Source organism: Allonocardiopsis opalescens, assembly GCF_003002095.1.
GTDB lineage: Bacteria > Actinomycetota > Actinomycetes > Streptosporangiales > Streptosporangiaceae > Allonocardiopsis > Allonocardiopsis opalescens.
Genome location: NZ_PVZC01000004.1, coordinates 1 through 16,650, shown reverse-complemented (window position 1 = coordinate 16,650; position 16,650 = coordinate 1). Strand labels below are relative to the sequence as shown.

20 protein-coding genes, 1 pseudogene and 1 riboswitch are annotated in these 16,650 nt (G+C 74.6%); of the genes and pseudogenes, 6 read left to right on the top strand and 15 right to left on the bottom strand.

The features are described 5' to 3' along the window. Positions 1 to 23: 23 nt before the first annotated feature. From CLV72_RS13540 to CLV72_RS13470, 15 genes are all read right to left on the bottom strand, one after another. On the bottom strand, positions 24 to 245 hold the full coding sequence (locus CLV72_RS13540) for a type II toxin-antitoxin system HicA family toxin (protein ID WP_106245564.1): 222 nt from the start codon (positions 243 to 245) through the stop codon (positions 24 to 26). After that, positions 242 to 475 (bottom strand): type II toxin-antitoxin system HicB family antitoxin, encoded by a 234-nt coding sequence (locus CLV72_RS13535; RefSeq protein ID WP_106246921.1) that lies wholly within the window; start codon positions 473 to 475, stop codon positions 242 to 244. Before CLV72_RS13535 ends, CLV72_RS13540 begins: the two co-directional genes overlap by 4 nt. Before the next feature lie 65 nt (positions 476 to 540). After that, positions 541 to 1,002 carry a PH domain-containing protein gene (locus CLV72_RS13530; RefSeq protein ID WP_245930176.1) on the bottom strand — a complete coding sequence of 154 codons (462 nt, stop codon included), beginning with the start codon at positions 1,000 to 1,002 and terminating at the stop codon, positions 541 to 543. A gap of 44 nt (positions 1,003 to 1,046) precedes the next feature. Continuing rightward, positions 1,047 to 1,553, bottom strand: coding sequence for a 6,7-dimethyl-8-ribityllumazine synthase (gene ribH, locus CLV72_RS13525; protein ID WP_106245562.1), 507 nt, complete (start codon positions 1,551 to 1,553; stop codon positions 1,047 to 1,049). A gap of 62 nt (positions 1,554 to 1,615) precedes the next feature. Next, positions 1,616 to 2,902 (bottom strand): bifunctional 3,4-dihydroxy-2-butanone-4-phosphate synthase/GTP cyclohydrolase II, encoded by a 1,287-nt coding sequence (locus CLV72_RS13520; RefSeq protein WP_106245560.1) that lies wholly within the window; start codon positions 2,900 to 2,902, stop codon positions 1,616 to 1,618. After that, complete coding sequence (gene pnuC, locus CLV72_RS13515) at positions 2,899 to 3,588, bottom strand: nicotinamide riboside transporter PnuC (RefSeq protein WP_106245558.1); 690 nt, start codon at positions 3,586 to 3,588, stop codon at positions 2,899 to 2,901. Before pnuC ends, CLV72_RS13520 begins: the two co-directional genes overlap by 4 nt. Then, complete coding sequence (locus tag CLV72_RS13510; RefSeq protein ID WP_106245556.1) at positions 3,585 to 4,196, bottom strand: riboflavin synthase; 612 nt, start codon at positions 4,194 to 4,196, stop codon at positions 3,585 to 3,587. The genes pnuC and CLV72_RS13510 overlap by 4 nt, the downstream gene beginning before the upstream one ends. Before the next feature lie 178 nt (positions 4,197 to 4,374). Continuing rightward, positions 4,375 to 4,532: riboswitch (FMN riboswitch) on the bottom strand. A gap of 95 nt (positions 4,533 to 4,627) precedes the next feature. Continuing rightward, the gene (gene rpe, locus CLV72_RS13505) at positions 4,628 to 5,299 is read right to left on the bottom strand and encodes a ribulose-phosphate 3-epimerase (RefSeq protein WP_106245554.1); all 672 of its coding nucleotides are present in this window, start codon (positions 5,297 to 5,299) and stop codon (positions 4,628 to 4,630) included. Positions 5,300 to 5,354: 55 nt separating this feature from the next. Further along, positions 5,355 to 6,236, bottom strand: a complete 882-nt coding sequence (locus CLV72_RS13500) for a hypothetical protein (RefSeq protein ID WP_106245551.1) — start codon at positions 6,234 to 6,236, stop codon at positions 5,355 to 5,357. Between the two features lie 31 nt (positions 6,237 to 6,267). Next, entirely contained in the window at positions 6,268 to 7,722 is a 1,455-nt protein-coding gene (locus tag CLV72_RS13495) for an RsmB/NOP family class I SAM-dependent RNA methyltransferase (RefSeq protein WP_106245548.1), read from the bottom strand. 2 nt (positions 7,723 to 7,724) lie between these two features. Further along, positions 7,725 to 8,651 carry a methionyl-tRNA formyltransferase gene (fmt, locus tag CLV72_RS13490; RefSeq protein WP_106245545.1) on the bottom strand — a complete coding sequence of 309 codons (927 nt, stop codon included), beginning with the start codon at positions 8,649 to 8,651 and terminating at the stop codon, positions 7,725 to 7,727. Between the two features lies 1 nt (position 8,652). Continuing rightward, complete coding sequence (gene def / locus CLV72_RS13485) at positions 8,653 to 9,198, bottom strand: peptide deformylase (RefSeq protein WP_106245543.1); 546 nt, start codon at positions 9,196 to 9,198, stop codon at positions 8,653 to 8,655. A gap of 149 nt (positions 9,199 to 9,347) precedes the next feature. Beyond that, positions 9,348 to 9,692: a hypothetical protein gene (locus CLV72_RS13480; RefSeq protein WP_106245540.1), complete on the bottom strand. Its 345-nt coding sequence runs from the start codon at positions 9,690 to 9,692 to the stop codon at positions 9,348 to 9,350. A 95-nt stretch (positions 9,693 to 9,787) separates the two neighbouring features. Then, on the bottom strand, positions 9,788 to 11,332 hold the full coding sequence (locus CLV72_RS13475) for a serine/threonine-protein kinase (protein WP_146159450.1): 1,545 nt from the start codon (positions 11,330 to 11,332) through the stop codon (positions 9,788 to 9,790). Positions 11,333 to 11,519: 187 nt separating this feature from the next. Further along, positions 11,520 to 11,897, bottom strand: a complete 378-nt coding sequence (locus tag CLV72_RS13470; RefSeq protein ID WP_106245536.1) for a nuclear transport factor 2 family protein — start codon at positions 11,895 to 11,897, stop codon at positions 11,520 to 11,522. Positions 11,898 to 12,026: 129 nt separating this feature from the next. On the opposite strand from CLV72_RS13470, the gene CLV72_RS13465 reads away from it, so the two are divergent. The 6 genes and pseudogenes from CLV72_RS13465 to CLV72_RS33915 form a co-directional block, all read left to right on the top strand. Then, positions 12,027 to 12,482, top strand: coding sequence for a MarR family winged helix-turn-helix transcriptional regulator (locus tag CLV72_RS13465; RefSeq protein WP_106245534.1), 456 nt, complete (start codon positions 12,027 to 12,029; stop codon positions 12,480 to 12,482). A 66-nt stretch (positions 12,483 to 12,548) separates the two neighbouring features. Continuing rightward, positions 12,549 to 13,019 carry a helix-turn-helix domain-containing protein gene (locus CLV72_RS33230; RefSeq protein WP_245930250.1) on the top strand — a complete coding sequence of 157 codons (471 nt, stop codon included), beginning with the start codon at positions 12,549 to 12,551 and terminating at the stop codon, positions 13,017 to 13,019. A gap of 26 nt (positions 13,020 to 13,045) precedes the next feature. Further along, complete coding sequence (locus CLV72_RS33225) at positions 13,046 to 13,831, top strand: hypothetical protein (RefSeq protein WP_245930174.1); 786 nt, start codon at positions 13,046 to 13,048, stop codon at positions 13,829 to 13,831. A gap of 80 nt (positions 13,832 to 13,911) precedes the next feature. Beyond that, positions 13,912 to 15,111 (top strand): helix-turn-helix domain-containing protein, encoded by a 1,200-nt coding sequence (locus CLV72_RS13455; protein ID WP_106245531.1) that lies wholly within the window; start codon positions 13,912 to 13,914, stop codon positions 15,109 to 15,111. Positions 15,112 to 15,608: 497 nt separating this feature from the next. After that, positions 15,609 to 15,977 (top strand): annotated as a pseudogene (locus CLV72_RS33920) (ATP-binding protein); the annotation flags it as partial. Between the two features lie 284 nt (positions 15,978 to 16,261). Further along, positions 16,262 to 16,650 (top strand): BldC family transcriptional regulator (locus tag CLV72_RS33915; RefSeq protein WP_425428067.1); only part of this gene is annotated, 389 nt, incomplete at its 3' end.

The window sequence follows — 16,650 nt, the reverse complement described above, 5'->3', positions numbered from 1 at the left end:
TTCAGATTACGTAAGGCTGGAAGTCAGTCGAGTTCCCGCAGTCGTTCGGGGGTGAGATCCGCCTGCTTGAGGGTTGCCGCGGGCGTCCCGACAGGAAGCTCGCGTGCGTGCGGTACGACGACGACCAGCGTGCCCTTGCGCATCTTGGTGTGGCTGCCCTTGCCACCACGCCGCTCGAATCCGAGGTGCTCCAGTATCTTCACCAGCTTCGGTCCGGAGATCCGTGGATATCGGCTCGGATTCACGCTGGAATCTTCACATCGAGCGGGAAGGCCGCTGCTTCAGGATGGACCTGGTTGAGGATCTCCTCGACGTCCATGTCCTCCAGATACAGCTCGACCGCTTCCTGCAACATCTCGCGAGCGTGGTCATAGCTGTCACCACAGCTGGCGACCCCGAGTTCTGGGCAGAAGGAGACGAAGCTGTCGTCCTCACGCCAGATTCTGGCCGTGAGTCGGATGACGGTCTGTGCCATGCCCTCTGGATACGAGCTCGGAGACCGCGCCGCGATGGGTTCGGATCTCCCGACGCGGTCCCCGCTCACGCCCCGTCCGGTTCGCCGGCCTCGCCCTTGGCGGTGACGGCGGCGCGGAGCTCGGTGAGCTGGCGCAGGGCGTGGTCGCCGTCGCTGCTCTGGATGCCCATGGCGGCCAGGGTGCTGCCGTCGGCGAGGTCCAGGGTGGGCCAGGGCTCGCCTTCGCGCATGGAGATGTGCACGATCTCGGCCCAGTCAAGCACGCGGGTGCGGACGATGTTCACCACGATGAGGCGGTGCTCCTCGCCGACGATCTTGGGGCGGGTGAGGAAGAGCAGGCCGGCGCCGATCAGGACGCCGAGGGCGATCATCATAAGCCGGTCCGAGAGCATCCAGCTGCCGGGCAGCGCGGCGGCGAGGCCGATGGTGGCGATGTTGACCACCACGGCCATGGCGCGCGGCACGGTCCTGGCGCGGCGGGGGCGCCAGACGACCGGGAGCGTCGGGGGCTGGATCGGCGCGGTCACGCGGGTTCTCCCTGGTCCGTTCGGGCGCCGGCCGGCGGGACGGGCTAGCCCTGGCCGGCCCGGCTCGCGGCGCCGTGGGTGTCGCGCAGCCTGCGGAGCACGGCGGCGGTGTCGAGCGCCGCCACGCAGGCGTCCCAGCCCTGGTCCTCGGGGCTGTCGGGGAAGCCCGCGCGGTCGCGCGCCTGGGACAGGGTGTCACAGGTGAGGACCCCGTTGCCAACCGGGGTGGAGCTGTCCAGCGCGACCCTGGCCAGCCCGGTGGTGACGGCGTCGCACACGTAGTCGAAGTGGGGGGTCTCGCCGCGCACCACCGCGCCGAGGGCGAGCACCGCGTCGCAGCTGCGGGCCAGCTCCTGGGCGATCACGGGCAACTCGAAGGCGCCGGCGACCCGCACCAGGGTGGAGTCGGTGACGCCGGAGTGCCCGGCCGCGGCGACGGCGCGGGCGACGAGCTGGTCCACGATCTCGCCATGCCAGCGGGTGCCGATGATGCCGAGGCGGATACCGCCGGCGTCGGCGGGGCTGGAGTCGGGGCGGCCGGTACCGCTCATGGGCTGTCTCCTCGGGGGTCGTCGGGCGGGGGGCGGCGGCCGGGGCCAGGGCCCCGGCGGCGTCACAGGTCGGTGGGGGCGGGCAGTCCGGGCAGGTCATGGCCGAAGCGGTCGCGCTTGGTCTCCAGGTAGCGCAGGTTCTCCGGGGTGACGACGGCCGGCATCGGCACCCGGTCGGCGACCTTGACGCCGTGGTCGACCAGGGCGGCGGCCTTGTCCGGGTTGTTGGTGAGCAGCCGGACGCGGTCGTGGCCGAGGTCGAGCAGGATGTGCGCGGCGGCGGCGTAGTCGCGTGCGTCGGCGGGCAGGCCCTGCTCGAGGTTGGCGTCGACCGTATCGGCGCCGCCGTCCTGGAGCCGGTAGGCGCGCAGCTTGTGCAGCAGGCCGATACCGCGCCCCTCGTGGCCGCGCGCGTAGACGAGCACGCCGCGCCCCTCGCGGGCGATCTCGGCCATCGCGGCGTCCAGCTGGGTGCCGCAGTCGCAGCGCCGGGAGCCGAACACGTCGCCGGTCAGGCACTCGGAGTGCACCCGCACCAGCGGCGGCTCGATCTCGGCGTCGGCGGGCTCCCCTTCGGGGCCGTAGACGAGCGCGATGTGCTCGGTGCCGTCGACGGCCCCCCGGTAGCCCACGGCCCGCCAGTCGCCGTGGTGGTTGGGGATGCGGGTCTCCACCACCCGCTCCACCTGCCGCTCGGCGCGGCGCCGGTAGGCGGCCAGCTGCGCGACGGTGATCAGCTTGAGTTCGTGCTCGTCGGCGAAGGCGCGCAGCTCGGGCAGCCGGGCCATGCTGCCGTCGGGGCGGGCGATCTCGCAGATCGCGCCGGACGGGGCGCGTCCGGCCAGCCGGGCCAGGTCGACGGCGGCCTCGGTGTGGCCGCGCCGCTCCAGCACCCCGCCGGGCCTGGCCCGCAGCGGGAAGACGTGCCCGGGTCTGGCCAGGTCCTCGGGGCGGGTCGCGGGGTCGGCCAGCAGCCGGATGGTGCGCGCGCGGTCGGCCGCGCTGATGCCGGTGGTGACGCCCTCGGCGGCGTCGACGGAGACCGTGAAGGCGGTGCCCATGTGCTCGGTGTTGCGGCTGACCATCGGCGCCAGCTGGAGGCGGTCGAGCTCGGGGCCGGTGGCGGCGACGCACAGCAGGCCCCGGCAGTGCAGCATGGTGAAGGCGACCAGTTCGGGGCTTGCCGCGTCGGCGGCGAAGATGATGTCGCCCTCGTTCTCGCGGTCGGCGTCGTCGGCCACCACGACCGGGCGCCCGGCGGCGATGTCGGCGACGGCCGCCTCGACCGGGTCGAGGCGGACCGGCTCCGCGTCGTCGGAGGCGGCGTCGGTGCTCGCTGCGGACGTCATGCGGTTCCCCCTTCGGCCCCGTGGGCGGCCGTTGTCCCTGTCGCGGCGCCCGGCGTGGTCGCCCGCGCGGCCTGGTCGTCGCGGTACCGGCGCGTCCAGGTGCGCAGCCCGGACAGGCACAGTACGAGGAAGAGGCTGTACACCGCGGCCGTTACCCACAGGCCGGAGTGCACCGCCATCGGCACGCCGACGAGGTCGACGGCGATCCAGACCAGCCAGAACTCCATCAGGCCCCGGCTGAGCGCGATGGTGGCCGCGACGCTGCCGACGAAGATGAAGGCGTCGAACAGCGGCGCCCAGGACTGGCCGGTGTAGTGCAGCAGCGCCGCGACGGCGAGGGTGCCTACGAGGGCGAGCGCGCCCAGCGCCAGCCGCTCGCGCGCGGTGCCGGGCCGCACCCGCACCTCGCCCTCGTCGCGGATGCCCCGGGTCCACTTCCACCAGCCGTAGCAGACCAGCACCGCGACCATGGCGTTCTTCAGCGCGTTGCCGACGAAGCCGACGTCGATGGAGACCGCGAGCAGCAGCACCGCGCCGACCAGCTGCACCGGCCAGGTCCACACGGTGCGCCGGCTCGCCAGCCACACGGCGCCGAGCGCGCCGGCGTTGCCGAGGAGGTCGGCCCAGCGGACCCGCTCGCCGAAGAGGTCGAAGCCCGCCTGCGCCCAGTCCAGCCAGCCGGTCATCGCGGGGCCGCCGTGTGCGCGGCCAGCCGCTCGACGTACTTGCCCATCACGTCGACCTCCAGGTTGACGGTGTCGCCGGCGCCCTTGCGGCCCAGGGTGGTGAGTTCGAGCGTGGTCGGGATGAGCCCGACCCCGAAGCGGTCGTCGCCGACGGCGGTGACGGTGAGGCTGACGCCGTCGACGGCGATGGAGCCCTTCTCCACCACGTACCTGGCAAGGTCGGGCGGCAGGCCGATCTCGACGGCGTCCCAGCGGTCGGCGCTCTCGCGGCGCAGGATGGTGCCGACGCCGTCGACGTGGCCCTGCACCAGGTGGCCGCCGAGACGGTCGCCCATGCGCAGCGGCCGTTCCAGGTTCACCGGCGCCCCCGGTTCGAGCGCGCCCAGGTTGGAGCGGCGCATCGTCTCGGCCATCGCGTCGGCGGTGAAGCCGGCGGCGTCGGCGGTGACGACGGTGAGGCAGACGCCGTTCACCGCGATGGAGGCGCCGTGCACGGCGTCCTGGGCCACCAGCGGGCCCTCGATGGCCAGTAGCGCCGACTCGCCGCCGTCGCCGGCCGGGACGATGGAGGTGAGGGTGCCCAGTTCTTCGACGATTCCGGTGAACATCAGTGCTCTCCTCGGCTGGGTCGGCGGGTGGGCCGGGCCGGGAGCGCGCGGGGGCGGACCGCGACGGACGCGGTGGCGGTGAGGGACACCCCGGGCTCCCGTTACTGGGCTCGGCTCCGGGGTGGCGAGAAGAAAAGCATGGCGTCGAGCGGCCGCGCGAAGGCGGCCGGCCACACTCCCGTGCCGCCTCCCATCCGGACTTTCACCGTCGGTTCCGGAATTTCGCCGGATTCACCGGCCGATGGCTTCGGCCGGGTCGCGGACTGTGCGCGCCGCCCGCAGGCCGGGCGCCGCGCGTACCGCCGGTTCGGACTTGCACCGAGTCACGGAGCACAGGTACTCCCCCGCCGTGCGGGGGTCTGGTCGGTTCTCGGGCGGTGCGCCGGGCATGGCGCGCCTCCCGCTTCTGGCAACCCAGTGTGCCACGCGGGCTATTCCCCGCGTGCGGCGCCCTCGGCCAGTTCGCGCAGGTGCCGCACTGCCGCGCCGGGGTCGTCGGCGCCGTACACGGCCGATCCGGCGACGAACACGTCGGCGCCCGCCTCGGCGCAGCGCTCGATGGTGGACTCCGCCACACCGCCGTCGACCTGGAGCCAGACGTCAAGACCGCTCTTGCGCACCAGCTCGCGGGCGCGGCGGATCTTGGGCAGCACCATGTCCAGGAAGCTCTGGCCGCCGAAGCCGGGCTCGACGGTCATCAGCAGCAGCATGTCGACCTCGCCGAGCAGGTCGGCGACGCCGTCGACCGGGGTGCCGGGGTTCAGCGCCAGGCCGGCGCGCGCCCCGGCGGCGCGGATGGCGCGCAGGGTGCGCACCGGCGCGCGGCTGGCCTCGGCGTGGATGGTCACGCTCCCGGCGCCCGCCTCGGCGTAGTCGGGCGCGAAGCGGTCGGGCTCGGCGATCATCAGGTGGCAGTCGAGCGGCAGCGCGGCGGCGCGGCGCAGGCTCTCCACCACCGGCAGGCCGAGGGTGAGGTTGGGGACGAAGTGGTTGTCCATCACGTCGACGTGCAGCCAGTCGGCGGAGTCGGCCACGGCGGCCGCCTCGTCGGCGAGGCGCGCGAAGTCGGCGGAGAGGATGCTGGGTGAGATCTGAGCAGCCATGTCGAGGCGAGTCTACGGCCACCGGGTGCGCCGCACCGCCCCGGACGCACCCGCGCTAGCGGGGCGGCGGGATGCGCAGGCCGGCCACCAGGTGCGGCTCGGCGGTGGCCAGCACCACCTGCACGCGGGCGGCTCCCACCCGGGCCAGGAAGGCGCCCAGGCGCAGCGCCGCCGGGCCCTCGGGCCCGGCCGAGCCGTCGGCGTCGGGCCCCACCACCAGCAGCCCGCCCGGCGCGACCAGCAGGCCCGCCACCGTCACGGGGAGGGCCTGGCGGAACCCGCGGTCGAGGCTGGCGGGCAGCAGGACGCGCCGGTTCAGGCCGGGGCCGCGGAAGCGCGCGGCGGGCGGCGGCGCGGCGGGCATCCCGGGCAGCGCGGGCTGGCGGCCGGGGTCGGGGCGGGCGACGTAGCCGGCCCACAGTTCCGCCTGGGCGCGCAGCCGGCCGGGCCGGTCGTCGCGCGGCGGCGGGAAGCGCAGCACCGGCCGCACGGGGGCGCGCTCGTGGTCGGCGAGCACCTGGGCGCAGGTCTTGGTCCGCTCGTCGGGGGCGGCGCTTGTGCCGATGCGGCCGTCGGCCACCCGCACGAAGCTCCAGCCGCGCTCGGCCAGCGCGGCGGGCGGCGCGTCGGAGCCGGGGACGACGCGCACCTCGGTGGCGTCGGGCCCGTCGGCGCGCAGGCGGGTGCGCGAGCGGCCGTGGGCGTGCTCCAGCTCGATGTCGACGGCCAGGCCGTCCAGGACCTCGGCGGCGCGGGCCCGGCCGTGGCCGGTGCGGCCCGGCAGCGGCACCGGGCGGCCCGGCCGGGTGAGCGCGGCGCGGCGCAGCAGGGCGAGCGCCCACGGCGTGCCGTCGCCGGGGCCGAGCGCGGTCAGCGGCCGCAGGGCGACGGCGAACGGTCCGGTGGCGAGCCCGCGCACCACCAGGGCGGTCAGCACGGCCCGCCGGGGCCGTCGGGGCCGCCGATGGTCAGCTCCTGCGCAGCAGGGCCAGGAACAGGGCGTCCGTGCCGTGCCGGTGCGGCCAGAACTGCACGTGGGGGCCTGGCGGCAGCTCGGGGACGGCCGCGACCTCGGCGAGGGCCGCGCGGGCGTCCAGCACGGTGGCGTCGGAGCGCTCGGCGAGCACCGCGTCGACCGCGCCCGGGCCCTCGTCCAGGTGCGGCGAGCAGGTGGCGTAGGCGACCACGCCGCCGGGCCGCACGGCGTCCAGGGCGCGGGCCAGCAGCCGGCGCTGGAGCGGGACGAGGGTGGCGAGGTCGTCGGGTGTGCGGCGCCAGCGCGCCTCGGGGCGGCGGCGCAGCGCGCCAAGGCCGGTGCACGGGGCGTCCACCAGCACGCGGTCGAAGGCGGCGTCGGCCCAGGCGGGGCGGGTTCCGTCGGCGACCAGGGCGCGTCCGGCGCCGCGGACGCTGCGGGCCACCGCCGCGGCCACCAGCGCGGCGCGGTGCGGCTGGATCTCGGCGGCCAGCAGCCGGGCGTCGCGCTGCCCGGCCAGCCCGGCCAGCACCGACGCCTTGCCGCCGGGGCCGGCGCACAGGTCGAGCCAGCGCCGGTCGGGGCCGTCGAGCGGCGCGGCGGCGAGGGTGAGCGCGACCAGCTGGCTGGCCTCGTCCTGCACGGCGACGCGGCCTTGGCGCACCGCCGGGATGGCGTGGGGGTCGCCCTCGGGCAGGTAGCCGCCGATCGGCGAGTAGCGGGCGGCGACCGCGCCGGACTGGATCAGCTCGGCCTGCGGCGCGCGGCCCGGCTTGGCCACCAGGGTGACGGCGGGCCGCTCGTTGTGGGCGGCCAGCAGCCTGGCCGTCTCGGAGTGCGCGGGGTCGGGGGCGGCGAGGTCGTCGCCGAGCGCCTCGGCGAGCGCCGTGACGATCCAGCGGGGGTGGCTGCGGGTGACCGCGAGGTGGCCGACGGGGTCGGCGGCGGGGTCGGGGGCGACGATCCGCAGCCAGGCGGCGAGGTCGCGGGCGGCGACCTTGCGCAGCACCGCGTTGACGAAGCGGGCCGGGCCCGCCCCGGCGACGCGCCGGGCGAGGTCGACGCTGGCGCTGACGGCGGCGTGCGGCGGGATGCGGGTGGCCAGCAGCTGGTGGGTGCCCAGGCGCAGCACGTCGCGCACGGGCGCGTCGACGGAGCCGATCGGCCGGTCGGTGCAGGCGTCGAGGACGGCGTCGTAGCTGCCCGAGCCGCGCAGGGTGCCGTAGGTCAGCTCGGTGGCCAGGGCGGCGTCGCGGCCGGAGACGCGGCGGTCGGTCAGCATGGCTGGCAGCAGCAGGTTGGCGTAGGCGTCGCGGTCGTCGACGGCGCGCAGTACGTCGAAGGCGACCCGGCGGGCGGGGTCGCGCGGCGGCTGGCCGCCGGTGCGGCCTCGGCCGGTGGGCCGGCCCGCTCCGGCGGGGCGGCGGGGGCGCTGGGAGGAGGGCATGCTCACCCCATCCGCTCGTCGTCGGCCGGGCGGGCGCCGCGCAGCCAGTCGGCGGCGGGCATCGGCCGCTTGCCCTGCGGCCGCACCTCACCCAGTTCGACCGGGTGGGTGCCGGTGCCGACCAGGGCGCGGCCGCCGGCGGTGCGCAGCGCGCCCGGCGGCAGCGGCTCGGCGTCAGGCACCGGCAGCACCGGGCCGAGCTTGACGCGGGTGTCGCGGAAGGTGGTCCAGGCACCGGGGGCCGGGGTGCAGGCGCGCACCAGGCGGTCGACGCGCACGGCGGGGGCCGTCCAGTCGACGCGGGCGTCGTCGACGGTGAGCTTGGGGGCGAGGCTGACGCCCTCGGCGGGCTGCGGGCGCGGCTCCAGTGTGCCCGCGGCGATGCCGTCGAGGGTGGAGACCAGCAGTTCGGCGCCGGAGCGGGCCAGCCGCTCGAAGAGGTCGCCGCTGGTGTCGCGCGGGCGCACCGGCTCGGTGAGGACGCCGTAGACCGGGCCGGAGTCCAGCGACTCCTCGATCTCGAAGGTGGAGGCGCCGGTCACGTCGTCGCCGTGCAGCACGGCGTGCTGCACCGGGGCGGCGCCGCGCCAGGCGGGCAGCACCGAGAAGTGCAGGTTCACCCAGCCGTGCCGGGGGATGTCGAGGGCGGCGCGGGGCAGCAGCGCGCCGTAGGCGACCACCGGGCAGCAGTCGGGGGCGATCGCGCGCAGCCGGTCCAGGAACCCGGGGTCGCGGGCCTTAGCGGGCTTCAGGATCTCCAGTCCGGCCTGCTCGGCGCGTTCGGCGACCGGGCTGGCGGCCAGGTGGCGGCCCCGGCCCACCGGCGCGTCGGGGCGGGTGACGACGGCCGCCACCTCGTGGTCGGACTTGAGCAGGGCGTCCAGGGCGGGCAGGGCCACCTCGGGCGTGCCCGCGAAGACGAGTCGCAAGCTAGATTCCTTTTCCGAAGGTGGGGTGCGGCGAGACCTTGACGGTGGGCGGGGTGAGCCCGGACCACTCGGCCTCGCGGATGGCCTTCATGGCCAGCTTCCGCTGCTCGGGGTCGAGGCGGTCGACGAACAGGATCCCGTCGAGGTGGTCGGTCTCGTGCTGGATGCAGCGGGCCAGCAGGTCGGTGCCCTCGATGGTGACGGGCTCGCCGTGCATGTCGAAGCCCTTGGCCACGGCTCTCAGCGCGCGGGAGGTGGGGAAGCTGAGGTCGGGGATGGACAGGCAGCCCTCATCGCCCGTCTCGCACTCCTCGCCGAGGTCGAGCACCGGGTTCACCAGGTGGCCGACGACCTCGTCGACGTTGTAGGTGAACACGCGCAGCGAGACGCCGATCTGCGGCGCGGCCAGCCCGGCGCCGTTCGCGTCCAGCATGGTGTCGGTGAGGTCGGAGACCAGCCGCTGCAACTCCTTGTCGAAGTCCCTGACCGGCTCGGCCGGCGTGCGCAGCACGGGGTCTCCGAACAGGCGGATGGGCTGGATCGGCACGGGGGCTCCTCGAGGGGCGGCGGTCGTGGGCCGCGGGCGGCGGCACCGGCGGACGGGGCGCGGCCGGGGCGTTCACCCGCCGATCAAGTCTACGTTCACCGCCCCGTTCCCATTCCCCGCCGACACGGGGGCGCGGCCGACCGCCCGGCTCAGCCGCCCAGCGGGCAGGGTCGGTCCGGGTAGATGTCGCACCAGACCCGGACCAGGAAGGCGGCGTCGTCCTCGTCGGTGTAGGCGGCCGCGTCCTTGAGCGCCCCCGGCCGCACCCGGCCCGGGTCGTGCAGGGCGGAGCGGAGTTCGGCGAGGAAGCGCGGGATGTCGTGCCGGGAGCTGACGGCGCCGCGGTGCTCGACGGCGTACACCAGGCGCCGCAGCGCCGCGGGCCCGTCGGGCCGGGCCACGTCGGGGTTGTAGAACCACTCCACCACGTGCAGCAGTTCGCGGTAGGGCATCCACGGATCGACCCGCCAGTCGTCCGCCGCGGTCTGGGCCATGGGTCCGCTCCTCGGCTCGCCGTACCTTGCCACGGGGGCACCAGTACCCGAGCGCGCCGGGTCCGCCACAGCCGGAGGACGGGGACGGCGCCCGGCTAGAGCGTCTTGGCCTTGACCTTGGCGGCGGCGCGGCGGGCCCGCTCGGCGACGCGGGCGTCGGGGTGGAGCTGGCCGAGGAGGTCCAGCGCGGTGCCGGTCTGGGGGTGGTCGGCCTGCCACAGCTCGTCCACCAGTTCGGGGCGGTCGACGGGGACCACGTCGAGGAGCGCGTCGGCGAAGCCCTGCGGGTCGCTGGCCTCGGCGAGGGCGGCGACGGAGTCGACCGCGAGCCAGGCGCGCTCGGCGGCGGTCAGCTCGCCGCCGGGGTCGCGCTTCCAGTCGGTGAGCAGCCGCCAGGCGTAGGGCCGCACCACCGGCTCGCGCAGCGCGGCGCGCACGGCGGGCTCGGTGTCGGGGCCGAGCCGCCCGATCAGCTCCATCGCGAGCGCGCGGCTGCGGCTGTCGCCGTCGCGCGCCACCTCCACCAGTTCGCGGGCGGCCTCGGTGGCGGGCCGCTGCGCGGCCCAGCCCTCGAACTCCTCGGCCGTCTCGGCGTCGTCGTACCCGGCCAGCGCCTCGACGAGTTCGGCGGCCGACGCCCGCGCGTAGCCGCCGAGGACCGGCGCGGCCAGCCCGGCGGCGTCGAACAGCTCGTGCGCGCCCCACAGGCCGAGCGGGGTGAGGGTGACGCGGCCGGCCGGGTCGACGTCCAGCGCGCCGTGCGCGGCCAGCCGCTCGACCGCGGCCACCGAGGCGGCCAGCGCGGTACCGCGCAGCCGCTCGGCGCGCTCGCCGTCGATCCGCTCGTCGGCGAGGACGTCCTCGATGAGCTGGGCCAGCTCCTCGGTGAGCGGGCGCAGGCGCCCGCCGACGTACAGCCCGTAGATGAGCAGGCCCACCACGCGCTCGGCCAGGTGGAAGCCGTCGTGCTCGGGCAGCAGGCAGTACTCGCTCTGGTCGGTCAGGGTGGCGAAGCACTCCAGCCAGGCCTCAAGCAGCTCGCCATCGCCCAGCGGGGCCAGCCGGGGCCGCTCAGGGGCGACCCGCAGGCCGCGTGCGGTCTCGGCGCCGACGCCGGAGGCGAGCGCGAGCCGCATGACGCGCAGCAGGTCGGGGTGGGCGCCGTCGACGGGCGCGGAGCCCAGCGGCTGGCCGGGGCCGGTCTGCGGCGGCACGGCGGCGCGCTCGGGCGCCTCGGTGCTGGCGCCGATGCCCAGGGCGCGGGCGGCGGCGCGGGCGTGCTCGGGGCCGAGCACCCCGTCCTCGGTGTAGTCGGGGTCGGCCGTCTCCAGCCAGACCGCGAAGCGGTCGATCATCGTGTGGATGCGCGATCCGGCGGCGGCGCGCGCCAGCTGCTCCTCGGAGGGCAGCCGCACCGGCGAGAGAGCGGGCAGCTGGGAGTCGGCGGCGCCCGCCTCGTCCAGCATCTCGTCCAGGAAGCCGAAGTCTCCGGCCAGCGGAGAGTCGCAGGCCGGGCCGTCGGACAGCGTCTGTTCGAGCCAGTTCTGCACGGCCACCGGATCGGTCACGTCGACCCCTTCGTGGCGCATGATCGCCACCAGATCGGGGTCCAGGTCCACCTGTTCATCGCGCCCAGTCACCCCGACAGCGTAGTGCCGCGGGCGATGACGATAGGTAGCGATACGGATACGTGCGAAGGCCCAGCGCGGATCGCCTTTTCTTTGCGAAGGGCGGCCGCCGTTCACCCGAATCGTTCGTCCCCGAGCGGTTCGGTACACCCGCCGACCGGGCGGTGCGTCGGTCTGGGCCTTGGCGGAGGGTGCGCCCTCACGGCTGGTCGCGGGCGGCGCGGAGGGCGGCTTCGGCGCCCTCGTCGTAGCGGAGCGCGGCCGCGACGCGGCCGCCGTCGACGGTGAAGAGGGTGGCGGTACGGACCGGCGGCGCGTCCGGCGGGACGGCCGGGTTGCCCGGCCAGGTGGCGTCCTGCTCCACCACCACGCGGCGGCCGTCCACGGGATGCCAGGCCACCGGCACCAGCCGGATCCCGGAGCGGGTGATCCACTCGACGAAGACGTCCACCCCGGCGGCGGTGCCCTTCGGTCCCCCGAGCACGATGCCGGGCGCGGCGACGCGGCGCGCCTCGTCGGTGTCGCGCTCGTTCACGGCGCGGTGCCACCCGTGCACGGGACCCCAGTCGTCACTCATCCCCGCACCCCTCCGTACGCTATAGACCGATTTCGTATGCGATCCGCATTGAAATAGTATGCGATTCGCATACACTTTCCGGTCGCAGGGCCGGATCCTTGTCGGTCGGTGTCGCTCGCGGGAGGGCGGATGGACGGCGGCGAAGGCCCGGGCCAGACCCTGTTCCACGTCGTGCGCTACTGGGCCCGCCGCTGGAACGCCTTCGACGGCTCCACCGACACCGGCCGCGACGTCCAGGTCACCGAGGCGGTGGCCGCCTGCCGGCACTCCGGCGGCGCGACCGTCAACGAGGTCGCCGACGAACTCGGCATCGACCAGTCCGGCGCCAGCCGCCTCATCGCCCGCGCCGTCGACCGCGGCTACCTGCGCAAAGCCGTCTCCGCCGACGACGCCCGCCGCCGCGCCGTCTTAGTCACCGACAAGGGCACCGAACTCCTGCGCGACGCCCACACCTGGCAGGAGGCCGTCTTCACCGACCTCACCGCAGGCTGGCCCCCCGAGGACGTCCGCACCCTGCACCGGATGCTGGCCCGACTCCTGGCGCGGCGCCATGGGGGCGGGGCGGAGTCGGAGCCTCCCGACTGACCGGCTGGGACGGGACGAAGGCCCCAATGACACCGATCGACTCCGCGCCGTACTCTGAACGTGACGATGCTGACGGGACCACGGATGCGGGGTCTCATCATGGCCGGGACGAGTGCGCACGACGATGGTCCTGATCTGACGCTGGGCCAGCGGCTGAAGCTGCTGCGGACGCGTCGCGGCATGACCCGGGAGGTGCTGGGCGGGCTCGTCGGCAAGTCGGGCTCGTGGGTGAAGGCCGTCGAGGTCGGTCGGCTCCAGCCGCCCCGCTTGCCGATGCTGGTTCGGCTCGCCGAAGCCCTGCGCGTGCGCGACCTCGCCGAGTTGACCGGCGACCAGTCGATGCCCACCCACATGTTCAGTGGACCGGGACACGCCGCGCTGCCCGAGGTGCGGGCCGCGCTCAATGCCTATCCGCTCGCCCCGTCGGCGCGCCGCCCCGGCTGCGGCATCTGCGTGCCCGTATCGCACGCGCGTGGGCCGCCCGCCATTCCGCGCCGGACCACCGGACCGTGCTTGGCGGCCTGCTACCCGGCCTGATCCGCGACGCGCAGGCGGCCGTGCGTATGAGCGAGGGGGACGCCCGGCGCCACGCCCAGGCGGCGCTGGCCGAAGTCCTCAACCTGTGCCAGTTCTACCTCGCCTACCAGCCGGACGCCGCGCTGCTGTGGCGGGTCGCCGAACGGTCGATGGCCGCGGCGCAGGAGTCGGCCGACCCTCGCGCCATCGGCGGCGCCGCGTGGCTGCTCACCCAGGCGCACCGCGACGCGGGCGAGTGGGACGCGGCCGAGGCGGTCAACCGCGACGTGCTGGAGTACCTGGAGCCGCTGCTCGCCGACGCCGAAGACGAGGTCCGGGCGATCTGGGGAGCGCTCCAGTTCGAGGCGGGCCACACGGCGGCGCGGCGCGACGCGCACGGCACCGCATGGGGGCACTGGGCCAGGGCCGACGAGGTGGCGGCCCGCCTGCCCGCCGACTACTACGACCGGATGACCAGCTTCTCGCGCGTCATCATGGGCCCGCACGCCGTCACCCTGGACGTGGAGCTGCGCCGTGGCACCGACAGCGTGCGGGCGGCCCGGCGCACCAAGGCCGGCCTCATCCCCTCCCGCCCCCGGCGCGGCCGCCACCTCATCGAGGTCGCCCGCGCCCACCACCTCGCCAATGACGCCGTCACCGCTCTCGGCACGCTCGAACAGGCACACCGGGAAGCACCGGAGACGACCCGCTACAACGGATACGCCAAGCGGATCGTGCTGGAGCTGACCGAGGGCCCGCCCGAGTTGCGGCGGCGGGCCGACGTCCTCGCCGACGAGATCGGCCGGACGAGCCGAAGCACACTCAGTCGGTAGGAGCCTCTGACAATGGCCGTGCCCGGACCATACCCTGACGGTGTTCGGTCGGGGCAGGACGACAGGCGCGGGGGCACGGCATGAGCGAGGACGGCACGCCGACCATCGGCCAGAACGTGCGTGCGGCACGACGGTTTCGGGGTGTGAGCCAGGCTGTGCTCGCCGGGCTGATCGGGCGCTCGACCGGGTGGGTGTCCATGGTCGAGAACGGCCGGCTCCATCTCGAGAAGCGGTCCGATATCGCGGCGATCGCCGAAGCGCTGGAAGTCGCTGCCGACGACATCCTCGGCGAGCCCGCACCGGGAATCCAGGCCCGCATGCGGCCGCTGAATCTGGAGCGGCTGCGCCAGATCTTGCACGAGTCCTCGCTGGACGATCCGCCCGACGTGTCCACGCGTCCGGTGGCCGTACTGGCCGACGAGGTGCGTTCGCTGGACTCGGCACTGCGGGACGCCCGTTATGAGGCGATGATGGGCACGCTGCCCGGGGTGCTGAACGAAGTGCACGTGTCCTCGGTGACCGCGCCCGAGCCCGACCGCGGTGAAGCGCTGCGGCTGCTGATCAGGACGTGCGCACTGACTGTGATCATGCTGCGGCACTTCAGTCAGACCGACCTGGCCTGGATCAGCGCCGACCGCGGCCGACAGGCGGCGGCCCGGCTGGGCGATCCGACGTGGAAGGCGGCCGCGGCGTTCACCAGCGCGCACGCCCGCAGCTCCACCAACAAGTCCCGAGCGCTCATGGCCACTCCGAAGATCGCGGATGAGCTGGAGCCGCACATCGGCGATGACGTTTTCGCGCACCAGGTGTACGGGATGCTCCGCCTGTCGGCCGCCTTGGCCTGCCAGGTCGACCGGGACCATGACAGTGCCAAGGACCATGCGGAAGAAGCGGCCCGGCTCGCCGCGCCGCTCGGCGACGACCCCGACGCGTGGGAACTGTTCGGCCGGTCCAACGTCGGCGTATGGCGCACCTCGCTCGCGGTGGAAGCCGAGGACCCGGGAAAGGCTCTGGAGTACGCGGCGGAAGTCGATCTGCGCTCCTTGGCCTCAAACAATCGGCGGGCGGCCCTGGCGATGGAGAAGGCACGCGCGTTCTCCATGCTCAGCCGTGCTCCGCAGGCGGTCGCGGAACTGCGTCGCGCCGAGCGGCTGTCCTCGGCGCAGCTGCGCAACGAGCCCCTGATGCGGGAACTGGTCGCCTCTCTGCTCGAACAATCACTGACAACCGCCGTGGGCCGGGAGCTTCGCGGCATCGCGTGGCGAATGGGCGTGATCTGACCGCCTCGAAGAGCCTTCAATTTCCTGAAGGCCACGCGCATGGGGACGCCTTACCGTCCCGACATGAGCACATCCACGTCTCTTATCGGCGAGGACACCGGTCCCGGCCTGACGACCCACACTGAGCTCCGGCGCGTCGGTCGCGTCCGGAGAATTCTGGACGCCGAAGGCGGCTCCACGTCCCGGTACGGCGGCGTGCGTAGCCTTGTCCTTCGTCTCTTTCGGCACGCAGGCCATTTCGTGCCGATCGCGGAGTGTCGCGGTGGGAGTGGGGTGGTCGGGCGCCGGTTGCCGCCGCTGCGGTCGCATTCGGAATCGGTGTCAGAGCGTACGGAGACGTGGGCCGTCGAGGACATGCCCACCGGCGCGTTCCCCGCCCTGGTCCGTCCCTACCTGGTCGCGCATGAGCGCGCGTCGGCGCGGGGGCGGTGTGAGGGTTCGGATGCCTTGGTCGAGGCGGCTGTGCGGTGATCGCTTTGGGCGGTGCCGTGATCGTGATGCCGGGGACGGTGGATCGGCGGTTTGCGGGTGTGGCCGCGTCGGTGGCCCAGGCGCGGCGGTGGGTGCGGCGGGTACTCGACGACAACCGGGTGCCGGACGAGGTGGCGGATACCGCGCTGCTGCTGGTGTCGGAGCTGGCCACCAACGCGCTCACCCATACCGCTTCTGGCGCCCCGGGTGGCCGGTTCGGCTTGCGGGTGCACAGCGGTTCCGGCTGGGTGCGGGTGGAGTGCGACGACGCGGGCAACCGCACCCGAACCCACCCCCGCTACGCGATGAGCGGCCCCGACGCCCTCGGCGGACGGGGCCTGGCGCTGGTCGCCGCGCTGGCCGACGCGTACGGGGACCGGGCCGATGCCACCGGGCGCACCGTCCACTTCGAGCTGCACTGGCCCGAGCCGTCCGGCGGTCCCCCTAGCGCCGCCCAGCGCCGCGCCCGGACCGAGATGGTCCGTGCCGGACCCGCGCGCCGACCGGCCCTGATCGTCCCGGTCGCGGGGGTCGAGCGGCCACCCGCCCCCGACCTGCCCCAAACAGGGGCGGCGCGGCCCTCAGGGGGACACTCCCCCCGCGGCCGGGACCCACCACACCACCCTGATCCGTCTCCGGCGCGCCCATGCGCGCCCCGCCCTCAAGGACCCCAACCACCATGCCCGCCGCCTACGTCCCGCTCGGAGAAGCCGCACGCCTCTCCGGCCGCACCCCGCAGGCACTCAAAGCGATGGCCGAAAACAACGAAATCTTCGCCGCCTTCATCAGCGGCCACTACTGGTTCGACCCCAACCGCCTACCCGAACGCCCACCCCTCCCCGAAGAACTCCAAGGCGAACTGCCCGAACTCATGACCGCCCAAGAAGTCGCCCACCTCTTCCGGGTGCACCCCAAGACCGTCTCCAGCTGGGCCCGCCAAGGACGCCTCACCTACATCCGCACCCTCGGCGGACACCGCCGCTACACCGCCCACGACGTCCGCGCACTCCTCAACCAGCAAACCGACCCCGACCGATCCGACCCCGACACACACAAGGACGACCAATC